Origin of the sequence: Rhizobium sp. JAB6, from assembly GCF_003024605.1 — a bacterium.
In the GTDB taxonomy this organism is placed as follows: domain Bacteria; phylum Pseudomonadota; class Alphaproteobacteria; order Rhizobiales; family Rhizobiaceae; genus Rhizobium.
This window is the reverse complement of record NZ_PYJQ01000011.1, coordinates 1-15998: the sequence shown is the minus strand read 5'-3', so window position 1 is coordinate 15998 and position 15998 is coordinate 1. Positions and strand designations below refer to the sequence as shown.

12 protein-coding genes and 5 pseudogenes are annotated in these 15998 nt (G+C 55.6%); 10 read left to right on the top strand and 7 right to left on the bottom strand.

Features of this window, described 5'->3' with window-relative positions; genetic code table 11:
* Nucleotides 1–110: 110 nt before the first annotated feature.
* The 7 genes and pseudogenes from C7U61_RS18525 to C7U61_RS18495 all read right to left on the bottom strand — a co-directional run bounded on the left by C7U61_RS18525 (nucleotide 111) and on the right by C7U61_RS18495 (nucleotide 6866).
* Nucleotides 111–1676, bottom strand: a complete 1566-nt coding sequence (locus C7U61_RS18525; RefSeq protein ID WP_146143964.1) for a hypothetical protein — start codon at nucleotides 1674–1676, stop codon at nucleotides 111–113.
* Between the two features lie 265 nt (nucleotides 1677–1941).
* Nucleotides 1942–2523: pseudogene (cysC, locus tag C7U61_RS18520) on the bottom strand (adenylyl-sulfate kinase); the annotation flags it as partial.
* 476 nt (nucleotides 2524–2999) lie between these two features.
* Nucleotides 3000–3659 carry a WbqC family protein gene (locus C7U61_RS18515; RefSeq protein ID WP_146143963.1) on the bottom strand — a complete coding sequence of 220 codons (660 nt, stop codon included), beginning with the start codon at nucleotides 3657–3659 and terminating at the stop codon, nucleotides 3000–3002.
* Between the two features lie 3 nt (nucleotides 3660–3662).
* On the bottom strand, nucleotides 3663–4613 hold the full coding sequence (locus tag C7U61_RS18510; RefSeq protein WP_106999549.1) for a hypothetical protein: 951 nt from the start codon (nucleotides 4611–4613) through the stop codon (nucleotides 3663–3665).
* Complete coding sequence (locus C7U61_RS19400; protein ID WP_146143962.1) at nucleotides 4610–5560, bottom strand: glycoside hydrolase family 32 protein; 951 nt, start codon at nucleotides 5558–5560, stop codon at nucleotides 4610–4612. The genes C7U61_RS18510 and C7U61_RS19400 overlap by 4 nt, the downstream gene beginning before the upstream one ends.
* Nucleotides 5557–6225, bottom strand: coding sequence for an acetyltransferase (locus C7U61_RS18500; protein WP_106999547.1), 669 nt, complete (start codon nucleotides 6223–6225; stop codon nucleotides 5557–5559). Before C7U61_RS18500 ends, C7U61_RS19400 begins: the two co-directional genes overlap by 4 nt.
* Before the next feature lie 8 nt (nucleotides 6226–6233).
* The gene (locus C7U61_RS18495; protein WP_181315875.1) at nucleotides 6234–6866 is read right to left on the bottom strand and encodes a class I SAM-dependent methyltransferase; all 633 of its coding nucleotides are present in this window, start codon (nucleotides 6864–6866) and stop codon (nucleotides 6234–6236) included.
* A gap of 118 nt (nucleotides 6867–6984) precedes the next feature.
* On the opposite strand from C7U61_RS18495, the gene C7U61_RS18490 reads away from it, so the two are divergent.
* The 10 genes and pseudogenes from C7U61_RS18490 to C7U61_RS18445 form a co-directional block, all read left to right on the top strand.
* Nucleotides 6985–8685: a radical SAM protein gene (locus C7U61_RS18490; RefSeq protein ID WP_245410835.1), complete on the top strand. Its 1701-nt coding sequence runs from the start codon at nucleotides 6985–6987 to the stop codon at nucleotides 8683–8685.
* Complete coding sequence (locus C7U61_RS18485; RefSeq protein ID WP_106999545.1) at nucleotides 8682–9833, top strand: DegT/DnrJ/EryC1/StrS family aminotransferase; 1152 nt, start codon at nucleotides 8682–8684, stop codon at nucleotides 9831–9833. Before C7U61_RS18490 ends, C7U61_RS18485 begins: the two co-directional genes overlap by 4 nt.
* Nucleotides 9834–10220: 387 nt before the next feature.
* Nucleotides 10221–10355: pseudogene (locus C7U61_RS18480) on the top strand (ATP-binding protein); the annotation flags it as partial.
* 343 nt (nucleotides 10356–10698) lie between these two features.
* Nucleotides 10699–11766 carry a dTDP-glucose 4,6-dehydratase gene (gene rfbB / locus C7U61_RS18475; RefSeq protein WP_106999544.1) on the top strand — a complete coding sequence of 356 codons (1068 nt, stop codon included), beginning with the start codon at nucleotides 10699–10701 and terminating at the stop codon, nucleotides 11764–11766.
* Complete coding sequence (gene rfbD, locus C7U61_RS18470) at nucleotides 11763–12665, top strand: dTDP-4-dehydrorhamnose reductase (protein WP_106999543.1); 903 nt, start codon at nucleotides 11763–11765, stop codon at nucleotides 12663–12665. The genes rfbB and rfbD overlap by 4 nt, the downstream gene beginning before the upstream one ends.
* A gap of 87 nt (nucleotides 12666–12752) precedes the next feature.
* Nucleotides 12753–13640, top strand: a complete 888-nt coding sequence (gene rfbA, locus C7U61_RS18465; RefSeq protein ID WP_106999542.1) for a glucose-1-phosphate thymidylyltransferase RfbA — start codon at nucleotides 12753–12755, stop codon at nucleotides 13638–13640.
* 61 nt (nucleotides 13641–13701) lie between these two features.
* Nucleotides 13702–14250 carry a dTDP-4-dehydrorhamnose 3,5-epimerase gene (gene rfbC / locus C7U61_RS18460; protein ID WP_106999541.1) on the top strand — a complete coding sequence of 183 codons (549 nt, stop codon included), beginning with the start codon at nucleotides 13702–13704 and terminating at the stop codon, nucleotides 14248–14250.
* Between the two features lie 265 nt (nucleotides 14251–14515).
* Nucleotides 14516–15187 (top strand): annotated as a pseudogene (locus C7U61_RS18455) (transposase); the annotation flags it as partial.
* Nucleotides 15187–15762 (top strand): annotated as a pseudogene (locus tag C7U61_RS18450) (plasmid pRiA4b ORF-3 family protein); the annotation flags it as partial. The pseudogenes C7U61_RS18455 and C7U61_RS18450, both read left to right, overlap by 1 nt.
* A 32-nt stretch (nucleotides 15763–15794) precedes the next feature.
* Nucleotides 15795–15920: pseudogene (locus C7U61_RS18445) on the top strand (transposase); the annotation flags it as partial.
* Between the last annotated feature and the right edge of the window lie 78 nt (nucleotides 15921–15998).

The window sequence follows — 15998 nt, the reverse complement described above, 5'->3', positions numbered from 1 at the left end:
ACTCGGTCATTCCTTTGAATACGACCTATACCAGAGCACACTGGATCGGTCATGGATTCAGAAACTTACCCATAGGTTCGAAACGAAGATGCATAGCAGCAGCCCAACATTCATTTCGCACCTGAGCGAGGGCCTCCCCCTGGCGCCGCCTTACCTAGAAGGCTAGCCAATCTACGCAATGGGCGTGTAGCTCTCCACGAGTAGCTGCTGAAAGTTTCGTTTAAGCTTCTCTCAAGTGTTTGTACACGAGCCTCGGCATCTGCGAGATCACTTTGCCATTGGTTCTGGTGCCGCCGAAGCTGCTCTTCCTTGGCATCAGCAATCTCCTGCACGGTAGCCATCTGCCGCTGGATCTGCTCCAGCTTCGCGACGGTGGCCCGAAGCTGCTCTTCCTTGGCATCAGCAATCTCCTGCACCGTAGCCATCTGCCGCTGGATCTGCTCCAGCTTCGCGGCGGTGGCCCGAAGCTGCTCTTCCTTGGAATCAGCAATCTCCTGCACCGTAGCCATCTGCCGCTGGACCTGCTCCAGCTTCGCGGCGGTGGCCCAAAGCTGCTCCTCCTTGGCATCAGCAATCTCCTGCACGGTAGCCATCTGCCGTTGGATCTGCTCCAGGTTCGCGTCGGCGACCTTCTGTGCCGCATTCAGATGATCTGATCGCAGATCTGCATCGCGCTGCATTTGCTCCAATTGCAAACGGAAACGCTCGGCGTCGCTCCTCTGCCTAGCGACAAATTCACGAAAAGTCGCGTCCACAAAAAGCATGCGAGGATTATTATCGAGTTCATCTTTCAACGAAGAAAGGTCTTCTATGGCCTCTTCGTCGCGGGGATTTCGATCAAGCTTGACAACATTCGCCAGTATTTGGTCGGTAAAGCCTGTAATCTCTCCCTCGCTTTGCAAACTCTCTCCGCACGCCTGATGGTGCCGTAGGTCAGGTCTCAAAAAGGCGGCAATGTTCATTCTCGCCGCAGGCACAGAGATCGGCCACTCTACGTCCAAACACGCGCCAATTCGATTGGACACGCCCTCAAAATCACTAAGCAGAGCGTCATAAGGCACAAAAACCCGGGCAAGACCACGGGTTTCCGCTTCTGCGTCAAGTACGTGTCGCGCCCACATCAATTTTACGTAATCGGCAGTAATTCCATCGCGAGCATTGAGTGAGGCGGCGACCTCGGACGAATTCCGGTACGGGATAATGTAGCGGAGTTCTATATCGAGCTGATCCGACGCATCTTTGAACAAAGGCACCAGCCGGCAGATTCTTGGATCCTTCAAGACGAACAGTTGCGAACTGCCAAAGTCCTCTTCGAGGCAGACAACGATTGCGTCCCTGAAATGAAGATATCTCTCATCCAACGATCTACAATCGAATTTTCTCCAATCATTCCAACTGCTGCCACCTGCGGACAATAATTGGTCATTTATAGCAGCAAGGTGTTGAGGTTCCCAATGTCCCGTCTCGTTGCCTCGATTAGGTCCCATCAGTCTATGGGGCAAATCGGCTCCCAACAGACTTAGAACACGAGTTAACGCGCTGGTACCAGAGCGATGCATACCGAGCACAACCAGTCCGATGCGCCTCTTCGTATGGGTCGGCTGAGGCTCGCGATGCTCGGCTGGAATTAAAACGTTGATACTGGACTTTCCCGCCATTTTCTTGTTGTCGATCAAAGACGTGCACTTTCGCCCGTTTGCCGGAGCTGCTTTTTGCTTGAATCACCACTGCTGGCTGTTGGATCAGCAAGGTTTAAGCGAACCCTGCGCTTACATGAGAAAGATGGACCACGATCGCACCGATCCCGCAGCTTTCCCGCGTAGGTCACGATCCGAGCCGCTTCTATATCGAGTGGCATGGAACACCGGCAGGTTCTGAGCCAACTGTGATACCGCGGAGGCAAGATCGACGCCCTCTTAGTCCAGGACGACTGAGCAAATTTCAATAGAATTTCCCCCTCAAGAATGTCTCGACTTTCCGCGCTAATTGCGCGGGATCTGCCCCCGCAGTGCGCAAATGCAGTTCCGGGCACTCCGGTGGTTCGTATGGCGAATCGATTCCAGTAAAATGGTGGAGTTCGCCGGAGAGGGCTCGCTTGTACAAGCCCTTAGGGTCGCGCTGAATACACTCCTCAAGAGGAGCGTCGACGAAGATCTCTATAAACTCACCAGGTTCCATTAAATCTCGGGCGAACTGGCGCCCAGACCGAAATGGCGAAATGCAGGCAACGATAACGATGAGCCCGGCTTCCGTCATAAGCTTGGTGACTTCAGCTATGCGGCGAATGTTCTCCGCGCGGTCGGCTTCAGCAAAACCGAGATCGCTATTTAGCCCACGCCGAATATGGTCGCCGTCGAGCAAAATCGTATGACGGCCGTCGTCGTTCAAAAGCTTTTTTAGATGATTGGCGATTGTTGATTTGCCTGCCCCTGAAAGGCCCGTGAACCAAAGAACAGCGGGCTTCTGGTTCATCAATTTCGCACGAGATCCCATTGCGACTTCGACCAGTTGTGGACTGATGTTCCTTTCGGGTCGAGGGGGAAATCCATCATGCGGCTCAATGTCCATTCGAATTGTGTGCTCACCCAGTTTGGCATTTCGTCGTGACCGTGCTTTGATGCTGATATAGCAAATTCGGTAATCGCTTCCCCGTGACTGAACCGATCAACGTCAAATGGAAAAGCGGATCAAAGCATCGTGAAAAACGGCAGTAGTCGCAAGAGAAAAAGAACCAAGGTGGCAACTTTTGTGCTTATTTTTCCATTAGCAGCTGAAGAAAATTAAAAAATTTAAATTAATATTATAAATAACATAGTGGAAACGCTTCTTTAAAGGCGGATGCTCCACGCACGGCGAAGCGGCAGCCCCGCGCGACAATTTCGCGAAGCGTCCAACGAACAGACAACGGAACTTGCGCCCGTGATGAAGTGCTCCGATGAGCTCGTATTGCAGCTTGGCTTACCGCGCTTCCCGCCAAGCACCCAAAAGGCCAATGACGATCAGTTTTCAACGACGCATGTACTGCGAATGTCACAGCCGAGTTCGGTTGCATTGCCCTTCAACAATGGTTGAAGGATGTGCAAGAATTGGCCTGTGTAGGGCACTAAAAACTTCAACTGCAATCCCGCCGCGTCGAACTGTCCTGCGTCGTAAAGGCCGCGTCCTCCCGGCGCGTTAATGTAGCAGCTCCCTCCGAGTACTTTCACAATCTCCGTGATCCGCGCTTGCCCGCGCAGGGAAGGATCGATCTCTAATGCTGAACTACGGATAATTGGCGCATGGATGCCGACTGCGTGAGCCACTAGGCGGATGCCTGTCTCAAGGAAGTCAACAACCTCATCCAAACGCCCATAGAGATGATTGCAGACTGAGGCGGCAACTGGACACTCAACCTCGCGCGGGACATCAAAAGACGATAACCGCCTATCCAGCTCCCCACGCGCATCGTTATGCCACCGGAGATCTCGGATCAACGTGTCGCGCGGTTGATGCATCAAGGGTAAAGTCAGCCAGTGGCCGGGTCTCATCTCGCAGCGATGGACGCGCCCTCGTCGCGGAAACTGCACATCGTCATAGAGGATGAAGATATCGCTTGCCGCGAGGAGACGGAAATACCCGGCATACGGGTAGAGGTAGGGTTGCATCACGGCAATACGCACAGATCAAGCACCTGGCTCATATGGAAGTGGTCCATCGAGAAAGACATCCCGCAGACTCAATACATGCGCCTGGAAAGCCTGCACGACCGATGAGGCGAATTTCGTGCCGCGAAAGGCTTCGAATTCCTGCCGCTCGCACAAGAAGGTATGACGATTGAAAACATTGTTGCGCAGATAGTGGAGCACACGGATATCTGCCACGGAGCGCAGGCCGTGCGTTAGCATCTCATCCGAATTGGGACAGTTATACTCTGGCCCCAGTTCCAAAACATCTACATCAGCTTCAAGAATGGCGAGCGTCAATGCCAGTTGGGCGGTGAAATATATAGACTGAATACCCGCTAACTGCGTAAGCAATTTCTGCGTATAGCCGGCCATCAGCGGTCGGATGCGTTCGAACGCTGCGGCATTGAATGCGACGAAACCATAGTTAAAGTAAGGCGGGCAATGTCCAGATTCTACGGGTGAAGACATAGAATAGCTGCGATCGAGCACAGCCTCGGAGAAACCAAATTCTGCGAGCAGTAACCGCCATTGCGCCTCGCTGGTCGACCGGTCAGGGAAGGGTGGAAAATGCGCCTGCATTCCTGCCACTGTGGGTCGACCCGCAACCCTCAAATTCTCCAGCAGTTCATCTATCGGTCTCATCAGACAGGTGTCGGCGTCGATAAGGATGATCACATCGCTTCCGGCGGGCTTGGCATAGCGATCCAGGCCCGAGGAAAATTCGGCGTCGTTGGCCTCGCGCGGCACCATCTGCCATTCGACTGGATAAGCGTCCGACCAGATGTTGGCGGTGGCAACGCTGTCTCTGTTGGGTCCTTCACCAACAGAGACGCGAATCGGCGCCGCTGCATAGTCGCTCCCTAGCTTTGCCAACGACAGGGCCGTGAGCTTTACATTGGAAAAAAAGGAGGGGCGCGGCAGAATGGGAACACGAAATTCAAAACTCATCTTTCCCGCCTTCGTCGCGTCGCCCAGCCTATCCCCGCCCGACCGAAATTGTTGCCGTTATAGAACATGATCTCAGTGTTTTCATAGTTCATGATGCATGCATAGGCCTGCATCCAGTCGTCGAAATCGCCGACGACCGGCGGATTTACGAAACTTACCGGTTCGGGGCTGCCTACCGCGACCCCGTCCCGGTTCAAAGGTTGTGAAACGATGCGATAAGCGGCATCGCCGCCTTGGCGGAACTCGGCGCCGCGAAGGCTGTACCACAATCGCAGGCCATCACCATCTTGCGTTACCCATGGCCGACCAGCGGCACTGGCACCCATCCCCGCGCTCGACAAAGCACATAGCGAGTATGGCTCCCATAAGCGACCATCAGATGAGCGGCAAGTGCGGATATCGTAAAGTGGTTCCTGCTGCGTCCCCTCCATTGTCCAGCCGGTGCCGCTTACGTACCACATACGATAGCCGTCTTCACACCGTCGAACACATGGCATAGAGGCAAAAAAAGGATCAAACGGCCCAGTCGCTCGCACTGGACCATCGAACGCACTGGCAAAGGAAAGCCCGTCTTCACTAAGCGCAAGGCCGATGCTGAGCTGGAAGCGAACATCCGGTCGCAGGTGAACCCCGGTTGTATACAGGTGAACCTGCCCATCTATCCATATAGCACAGGCGGAACCGACGCCGGTGTGATCGTAGCTTCCTGGAGGACCAGTCTGCAAAAGGGGAGAGATATGTTCGGCGATTACGCGCATGTTGTCGCCAGGATCAAGATCGACGGCAACTGGCGATGCCGTGTTCTCAGCATTGCGTGCGCTGAAATAGACGCGCCATACGCGTGGTGCGATGGCCAAAACGCAGGGGGCTTGTGCGTGGCTGGTCCACCAAGCATGACCTGTCTTTACCGACAGCAACAACCCATGCCTTTTCCAGCCATTCGTCACAGGAATTTCTTCGTCTTTAGGCGTGCGCTTGAGTATGTTTCTGGGCTGTCGAACGCATGGCGGACGACGCTCTCGGCTGGAATATTGCGACGGATCATGGCACGCGACTGGATATATGAGTGCGCGCCTATGGACAAGGCATTGTCTATACCCACCTGTCCGCCGATCAGGCAACCGGCACCGATATGCACGCTGCTGGCAACACCGACTTGGCTTGAGAGAAAACAATAGTCATCGATCATCGTATGGTGGCCAATATGGCAGGCTGTCCACATCATACAGCCATCGCCGATTCGCACGAACGGCTGAAGGATACAGTTTTCAAGGATAAAAGCGTTTTCTCCAATCGTTTCAGCGAGGTTCTGCACCGAAGGATGGATGAATGAGGCGAAACTGTATCCTCGTGCCCGCCCTTCCAGGTGGCGTTCGCGGCGAAAATCGTTCAACCGCTGATAACTGAGCGGCCCTAGGATCTTGACCTTATCCGGCGGGAAACGTGCCTCTAAGCGCTCCCACCCGATAACAGGGAGACCGCAATGTTCATTGGTCGTGAGGCGGTCTTCATCGATAGTGAAACCTACCACCCGCCCAGGACCAAAAGTGTCAATGTAAACCTTCGCGACATCGGCGATCTGGCCGGTGCCAAATATAACAATGTCCTGCAAATACGCCCCTATAGTTGCGGTGATTTATAGACATAGACCGTATATTCGCGCAGCCCATAATCCGCCCGGATCAAGTGATGCCGGGAAAGGCTCATCACGAATCGGATGATGTTATCATATGGGACATGAAACAGGTCGTCACGTTCCCAATCGACGTATTTGGACATGAGGTTGAAGGCCATACCTCGCTTCGCTGCGGCGAACACCTTAGTAAGTACAGCTGTCATCGCGTCGAAGAAGACTTCATGGGGCACCTCACGTTTTTCCGTGAAAACGCCATTCATGATCACGTAGTCTTCCGACGGGATAACCGCATCGGGCGCCATCACATCCATACAGTCGAAGACAACTCCTGGGTACTTACTTCTGCACAAATCAACAAAAATTGGCGAAATGTCTAGGCCGCGGTAGCCCGGGCAAGGAGTACGGGTCTGCTGAAGATAGTCAAGGAAATGTCCTGCGCCGCATCCGAAATCTAGGAAGTCACCGTCGTCACGCGCCAATTCGGCCATCACCCTGTACCGGACGCGTGCGCCTTCTGCATCGGGCCAGTCGACGCCGCGCGCCGTGTCGCCATGCCGCCGGAAACAATTTTCATAATGTCCTGCAAGTATGTGAAAAGGCGAAGTTACTTCAAGCATATCCGTTACTGCGCAGTCGTTGCAAATGCCGCCACCTTTCTTTAGAAACAAGTAACTTGGAGGAATATAGCTTGTTAATACGATTCGCCATTCTTGCCAATTAAATGGAAGCACTTTGATGTCGGTTGTCCAGCCCCAGGAAATCCAGCGTTCAGAGCCGGAAAGTAGTCTGTCGACACGGCGACTGTCTGTATGTCTTATCAATCCAAAATTCACGCCGTCTTACTGGGGCATGGATCATGCTCTACCAAACATTCCCGGCGACAAGCGCAACTGGACGGTGACCGGTGCCTTGCCCACTCTAGCGGCCCTGGCGCCGGCACATTGCGACATAACCTTGATCGACGAGAACGTCGAAGAGATCGACTTCGATGCTCTGGAAAGTTTCGACGTTATCGGCGTCACGGGCATGATTGTGCAGCGGCAGCGTATGCATGAAATTCTGAACCGCCTGCGCAAGTCATCGGCTACAGTGGTTGTCGGCGGCCCCTATTGTTCAGTTTCCGACGCCGAATTTGCCGATCTGTGTGACACGCGCTTTGTCGGGGAGGCCGAAGAAACCTGGCCCGAATTTCTTACCGCATATGCTAAGGGAGATCTGGTTGCACGCCGATATGAACAGTCCGCCAAGTCGGATATGGAGAAGATGCCGCCGCCACGCTATGACTTACTAAAGACCGACCGGTATATGGTTGCATCGCTTCAGTTTTCTCGCGGGTGTCCGTTCCTATGTGAGTTCTGCGACATCATCACAATCTTCGGCCGGCGGCCGCGAGTGAAAACGCCGCAGCAAATGATCACGGAATTTGAGGTTATCCGCGCCGCAGGAATGCGTCACTGTTTCCTTGTCGATGACAATTTCATTGGCAATAAGCAGAAAGCCAAGGAATTGTTGCGCGTCGTTGTGGAATGGCAGGAACAGTATGAATATCCGCTCATATTCAGCACGGAGGCCAGCATAAATCTTGCCGATGACGCAGAACTGCTTGAGCTGATGGTCAAGGCGAACTTCCGCTCAGTGTTCATCGGCATTGAAACACCACGTGCATCTTCGCTGCAAGAGACGCGCAAGGTACAAAATCTTCGCGGCGACAGTATGCTTGACAAGCTGCAGCGTATCCGTGACGCGGGACTGGTCATCAAGGCCGGCTTTATCGTAGGCTTCGATGGCGACGACGAAGGTATTTTCGAGGAGCAATTCAACTTCATCCAGAGCAGCGGCATAGCACAGGCCATTGTCGCCATACTAAGCCCTATCCCCACCACGCCGCTGTATGACCGGCTGAAAGCTGAGGGAAGGTTGGACCCCAGCCACCCTGATGTAGCCTTCCATCCGAAGCAGATGACGCGTGAGACCTTGAAGGCAGGTTACGATGTTCTGCTGCGGCGACTTTATGAACCGGACGCCTATTTCAGCCGCCTACTGGACGGTTACAGCAGATCGCCTGCGTTCCGCGCCGCACGAAAAGCTCTGGATGAACATATTGGTCGCAAACCAAACCTTGCTGCGCGTCTTGCTGGAATTGCCGGAGGTGCGGTTATGGCTTTGAAGCTTATGCGATCCCTCGTCGGATCGAACGTCCTCCGCAGCGTGGGTGGCGCCTACCTGCGGCTATGGCGGCGCAATTGTCGCGACAATGGGGCCGAAGCCATTCCCTTTTCCACATTTGTTGTTCTGTGCTGCGAGCATTGGCATTTCATGACGATCTCCCGCAGTGAGCGCAAAGCCGATTTCGGTGTCTTGAGCACAACATCGTCGCCGCCGGGCGAAACGCGAAATGAAAGCTACCTGCCTCGTCAAACGAGGTCAGCCGCATGATCGGCGAGAGCCGGGATCTTTCTGAACTATACTGGCAGGTTGAGACAGCATCGCTTGAAATTCCGGTGATGCGCCCCTGCTTGCCTTCATCGCAGCAGCTGCTTCCATACCTGCAGTTGATCGATGACAGTCGCGTATACAGCAATGGTGGACCTCTGGCTCGTGCGTTCGAGTCACGGCTGCGTACGCATTTCAATGTTGAAGCTGTGACGTTGTGCGCCAACGCCACACTGGGCCTGGCGCTAGCGCTTCTTGCTCAGTCGCCGCCCATGGGTAGCTTCTGTATGGTGCCGGCCTGGACGTTCGCTGCGAGCGCCCACGCCATATATTTGGCCGGGCTCGTGCCGTACATCGTTGATGTTGACCACGACAGTCAGCAACTGACAGCGGATATGGCCCGAGACTTTCTGCACCACGCGCCCGGACGGGTCGGCGCCGTCATGCCCGTGATGCCGTTTGGTGCGTCGGCTGATATGCTCACCTGGGACACATTCAGGGACGAAACGGGATTGGCAGTGGTTATGGACGCCGCATCGGCCTTCGATACGGTACGGCCTGGAAAAACGCCGTGCGTTGTCAGCCTGCACGCTACAAAAGTGCTTGGGATAGGTGAAGGGGCCTTTGTTGCCTGCACGGATCCCCGTCTGATCGAACATGTTATACGACGCGGTAATTTCGGTTTCCATGGCACCCGCGAGTCGATCGTGCCCGCAATTAACGCCAAGTTGAGCGAATTCAGCGCCGCCGTCGGCCTGGCTGCGCTTGATCTGTGGCCATCATCGCGAGACCAATATCTGAACGTGGCGAAGGAGTATCGGCTGCGACTGGACAGGTCCGTTTCCATGATGCCCGGTCAGGGCGACACATGGGCGTCATCAACAATGGTTGTACGTGTGACAAACAGCGAAAAGGGAATCGCGTCGATAATTGAGGGCCTGCGTTCCAGCGGAATTGGCTCGCGCTGCTGGTGGGGCGGTGGCCTGCATCGTCACAGTGCTTTCATGGAATGTCAGCGCACGGATCTGACGGTGACTGACGATTTGGCCGCTAGTTCGCTGGGATTACCGTGCTGGCCCGACCTTTCAGCACGGCATATCGAGAGAATCTGTACGTCGCTTAATGCCATGGCGGTCCCCTTGGCGCATTAGCCGCCAAGACTGAAGGCTTGATCCTTCTTGAGGGCGGTAGGGGAAAGTACGGAATATCGCGGAAAAGGTTGGGGGCTATGAGTTGATGAGCCGCCTTCGTGACTTGATGCGACCGGGCTATGTTGAAGACCTGTTTACGATCATTCCCGCGTAAGACCCGTTCGACGAGCAGGCAGATGAAGCATCGATAGCCCCTAAAAATGAGTTCGGTGCAACTACGGCGTCAGCGGCGCGGTCGCGGGGGGGGGTGCCATCTTGCCAGAAACTGCCCCAGCAAGCGCTATAGCCCTTGTATCCACCAATCAGTGCATCGCTAGCGCAAAAATGAACGCGGTGAGAAGGTAGAAAAAAACGCGACAGCTACCGCGACGGGTAAGTTGCCCCAGCGGCGGCACGGGAACCGGTAAGAGCCATCTCGCCATCGCGATTGCCCGTGCACTGATCCGCAACGGAACACGCGGGCGCTTCTTCAACGTCGTCGATCTGGTCAATCGGTTGCAAACGGAAACGTGCAGCGGCAAGCACGACTATACGACACCCAGATTTCGCGCGCGAACTTGGCAAGAGTGCTAAGGCGGATGCTAAGCAACGGCTATTGGTCGTCGAAGCGGGGCGCAGAATAGTAGGCCGCTTGGCTGAAATCGAGGCTTCCCGTTCGGGCGGGCGTGCGCCGAAGGAGCCGCCGCAGCGTCAGCCTTGATATGGCATCCGTTCCGGCGTGTAAGGGAAGAAGTTTGAAATAGAGCTTTTCAAAGCTTTGGAGGTTGCTGTAGAAGTCTGACGTTCGTTCCAGAGCGTTCTCGAGCAATATAGCTTTGACGATCAAAATCGTATTGAGACGGGTCTAGATAGGTATAGAAGTAGAATGACGATATTGGTTTCTGGAGGCGCTGGCTTCATCGGCGGGAATTTTGTTCTCGATTGGCTTGAGCGACACGACGAGACGGTCGTCAATCTGGACAAGCTGACCTATGCCGGAAACCTGGATACGCTGAGGGGGTTGGAGGGTGATGATCGCCATGTGTTCGTGCATGGCGATATCGGCGATCGCGAGCTGGTGGGCGATTTGCTCGCGATTCACAAGCCGCGTGCGATCATCAATTTCGCAGCTGAAAGCCATGTCGACCGCTCCATTCACGGTCCGGGCGATTTCATCCAGACGAATATTGTCGGTACCTTCAATCTGCTGGAAGCCGTTCGCGGCTATTGGGATGGCTTGCCGGAGGGGGAGAAGCAAAGCTTCCGTTTTCTGCATGTCTCGACAGACGAGGTCTATGGCACGCTGTCGAAGGATGATGCGCCGTTCAATGAACTCAATCGCTATGAGCCGAACAGCCCCTATTCGGCCAGCAAGGCGGCATCCGATCATCTCGTCCGGGCTTGGCACCATACTTACGGCCTGCCCGTCTTAACGACCAACTGCAGCAACAATTACGGGCCTTACCATTTTCCGGAAAAACTGATCCCGCTGGTGATCCTGAACGCGCTGTCGGGAAAGACCCTACCGATCTATGGCGATGGCCAGCAAATCCGTGATTGGCTTTATGTCCGGGATCATTGCAGCGCCATTCGCCGCGTCCTGGAAGCCGGCAAGCTTGGCGAGACCTATAATGTCGGCGGCTGGAACGAGAAACCTAATCTCGATGTCGTGCAGACGATCTGCGCCATCCTCGATGAACTCAGGCCGAAGGTCGATGGCAGCCGCTACAGTGATCAGATCACCTTCGTCAAGGATCGGCCCGGTCATGATCGCCGCTATGCGATCGATGCGCGCAAGCTCGAGCGTGAACTCGGCTGGAAGCCGCAGGAAACCTTCGAGACCGGCATTCGCAAGACGATCGCATGGTATCTCGGCAACCAGGACTGGGTCCGTAACGTCACCAGTGGCGCGTATCGTGAATGGGTCGGTAAGCAGTACGAGGTTGAGTTGTGAGCGCCATTCTGATCACCGGCGCCAACGGTCAGGTTGGTTTCGAGTTGCAACGTTCGCTTGGCGTCTTGGGGAATGTCCGTGCCCTGACGCGCGCGGACATGGATCTGGCGAATGAAGCAAGCATTCTTGCCGCTCTCGACGCGCATAAACCCGGCATCATTGTCAATCCGGCCGCCTATACGGCGGTGGATCGGGCCGAGAGCGACAAAGAGCTGGCGATGGCGGTCAATGCTGCAGCTCCGGGGATACTGGCGCGTTGGGCGGCGGACAATGGCGCCTTGCTCATCCACTACTCCACAGACTATGTCTTCGACGGTACGAAAGCCGATCCCTTTGTCGAAGGCGATGCTGTCAATCCGCAGTCCGTCTATGGCGAAAGCAAATGGCTGGGCGAGGAGGCAGTACGTGCCTCTGGCGCCCAGCATGCCATCTTGCGCACGAGCTGGGTCTATGGTCATCATGGCAGCAATTTCCTGAAGACCATTCTTCGGCTGGCCGATGAAAGAAGCGCATTGAACATCGTCGCCGATCAGGTTGGTGCGCCGACATCGGCGGCCTTGATTGCCGATGTCACCCGCACGGTGATCGAGCGCATCATGGCTTCGCGCGCTCCCGGCGACCTCGCGGGGACCTATCATCTCACGGCACAAGGCAGCACCTCCTGGTACGGCTATGCCGCCCATATCGTTCGTGAGGCATTGGCAGCAAACGTCAAGCTTGCGCTGTCTCTCGATGCGCTGAAGCCGATATCGACGGCAGAATATCCGACCCCTGCCAAGCGTCCGGCCAATTCACGGCTGGATTGTCGAAAGCTGATGGATCGCTTCGATGTTGCGCTTCCTCTCTGGCAGGAGGGCGTCGACGACGTGTTGGCAAGATTGCTGGCTGCGCGGAATTGAAAACCGTAATTTTTTGCCGATGATTTCCGGCCATGTCCTCCCGCCGGCAAGACAGAGGCAGATGCACTAAAAACGAGACGCAGGATCATGACGAAGGCACGCAAAGGAATCATACTCGCCGGCGGATCGGGAACACGGCTCTATCCGCTGACGCTTGCGGTCAGCAAGCAGCTCTTGCCGATCTACGACAAGCCGATGATCTACTATCCGCTGACGACTTTGATGTTGGCGGGTATTCGCGAGATCCTCATCATCTCGACGCCGCAGGACACGCCGCGTTTCGAGCAATTGCTCGGCAATGGCAGCCAATGGGGCATCAAGCTTGACTATGCGGTGCAGCCCAGCCCGGACGGCCTTGCCCAGGCCTTCCTGATCGGCGAAGCGTTTCTGGATGGCGCGCCATCTGCCCTGGTTCTGGGAGACAACATCTTTTACGGGCATGATTTTACCCGACTGCTGCATGAAGCGAGCGCCAAGGAAACCGGCGCGACTGTCTTTGCTTATCACGTACAGGACCCGCATCGCTATGGCGTGGTCGAGTTCGATCAACGCGGCCGGGCGATCAGCCTGGAGGAAAAGCCGAGGATGCCGAAGAGCAATTATGCGGTCACCGGCCTCTACTTCTATGACGAAACCGTCGTTGACGTCGCTAAATCGATCCGCCCGTCGCCGCGCGGCGAGCTGGAGATCACCGATGTCAATGTTCACTATCTGCAGGCCGGGCAACTGGACGTGCAGACGATGGGCCGCGGCTATGCCTGGCTCGACACCGGAACGCATGAGTCGATGCTGGAAGCCAGTCATTACATTGCGACGATCGAGAACCGGCAGGGCCTGAAGGTGGCCTGCCCCGAAGAGATCGCCTATCGCAGCGGCTGGATCAATGCATCCGATGTCGAGACGCTGGCGAGCCCGCTGAAGAAGAATGCCTATGGGCAATATCTCCTTGGGATCTTGCGCGAGCAGATATTCTAACCGCTCAGGCGCGCTTTATGCCGCCGCATCTCCCTTGCAAACAATCTGAACAGGACGACGAATGAAAGCCATCGATACCGCTATTCCGGACGTCAAGATTATCGAACCGACGGTGTTTGCAGACGACCGCGGCTTCTTCTTCGAAAGCTTCAGCAAAGCGAAGTTCGAAGCAGCGATCGGACGAAGCGCCGATTTTGTGCAGGACAATCATAGCCGGTCGGGCAGGGGCGTCCTGCGGGGTCTGCACTATCAGCTGCCGCCGCATGCGCAGGCGAAGCTGGTGCGGGTGGTGGTCGGAGAGGTCTATGACGTTGCCGTCGACATCCGGAAATCCTCACCGACATTCGGCCAATGGGTCGGCGTTCTTTTGTCTGCCGAAAACAAGCGCCAGCTTTGGATCCCGGAAGGCTTTGCCCATGGCTTCCTGACATTGAGCGACCACGTCGAGTTTCTCTACAAGACCACCAATTACTACGCCCCGGAAAGCGACCGCGGCATTCGGTGGAACGATCCGCAGATTGGTGTCGATTGGCAATTTGCCGATCAGCCAACGCTCTCTGTAAAAGACCAGCGTCAGCCACTTCTGGTAGACGCCGAAGCTTTTGCGTGACATTCGGATTACATCTGATTTTCAGATGTTGGCAAGTTGGTTAAGATGTGGTCGTGTTTCTCGCAAAAGAGCTCGCTGGCGCGGTATGGTTACGCGTTAACGAACCGGTTTGGTTTCCACGCTTGGCATTCGCCGCGATCTCGGTGAGCACGAAGAACTTACGTCCCGAATGTAACCAGCAAACGCCTGCCTTAGCGGATTTGAATCGCGGTCAACCTTGAACAGCGGATTGTAACCCGTAATATGTTCTCCCGAACATATTGGCGGCTATACGCAGCTCTATCTTCCTGATCGAAGCCCGGGGCCGATCCATGAGGCAGCGTTCTGGGCACACGCGAGGCGACCGTTCTTCGCCCTGGCCGATCTGGTACCAAATGCGCGTCGGAAGGCGCAGGGCAAAAGCGCCGCCGTGAGCTCGCCGATCGCTCTCAAGATGGTGCAGCGGATCGATGCGCTGTTCGAGATTGAACGCCAGATCAATGGCCGAACTGCGGATGAGCGAAAGGCAACCCGTGAGCAGTTCAGCAGGCCGTTGATCAACGAAATGGGAATCTGGGTGCGCGATCAACGTGCCAAGCTGTCTCGCGACAACGATCTGGCTAAGGCCTTCGACTACATGCCGAACCGCTCGGAATCCTTCACCCGGTTCCTCGACGATGGTCGTATCTGCCCGTCGCATAATTGTGCGGGGCGTTCGCTGCGTGGTGTTGCTTTGGGAAGAAAAGCATGGCTGTTCGCCGGCTCAGATCGCGGTGGTCGGAGGGCCGCCGCCATGTACAGCTTGATCGTCACGGCGAAAATGAACCGCATTGATCCGCAGGCCTGGCTTGCCGACGCCCTTGCCCGGATCGCCGATCATCCGGTAAACCGGATCGATGAACTCCCTCCCTGGAACTGGGCGAATACCGTGACGACACCTCTGCCGCAGGCAGCATAATGACTGCCTCTCTCATCCGCTTGAAAGTCATGCTCGATGACGTTGAACCCCGGGTGATGCGGCGTGTCGTCGTGCCGTTCCGCATTCGCCTTGATCGGCTTCATGAGGTTCTTCAGGCCGCCTTCGGTTGGACCAACACTCATCTCTACGAATTCCGGATCCGTGACGTCGGCTTCGGCATTCCCGATGACGGTTTTGACGGGCCTATTGACGCTCGAAAAGCGACACTTCTTTCCGCCATCGAAGATATCGGTGCGAGATCGTTCAAGTATCTTTATGACTTCGGCGATGGCTGGATGCACACTGTCAAGATCGAGAAGACCGTTCCAGTAGTTGCCGACTTCAATGATCCCGTCCTCCTCGACGTCGTTGGGCGTTGCCCGCCAGAGGACGTCGGCGGCCCCTGGGGATACGAGGAATTCCGCGAAGCGCTCGCCAACAAAAACCACGAGCGTCACGACGAGCTTCTCGAATGGTGGGACAGCGCAGACTACGATCCGACCGCGGTCGATGCCAGCAACCTTCGCGAAAGCGTCGATGCATTAGCCGCCAAGTGGAAACGACGTTCACGTAAAGGCCTGAGCCTGCGGCCCTTACCGAATGCTTACTTCCCTAGCTTCGCACAGGCAGCTACTTCCCGAGTTTCCTGGAGCCGCGCCGGATGGCGGAGAAGGCTCTGACGGCGGTCATTCAGGAGGCTTACATCCCAGGCGTTTCGACCCGATCCGTCGATGTGCAAATTCCGAGGCAATCCGCCCCCTGATTCCGAAATGATGTCGCCCCCCAATTCCGAGAAATAGTCGCCCCCTTA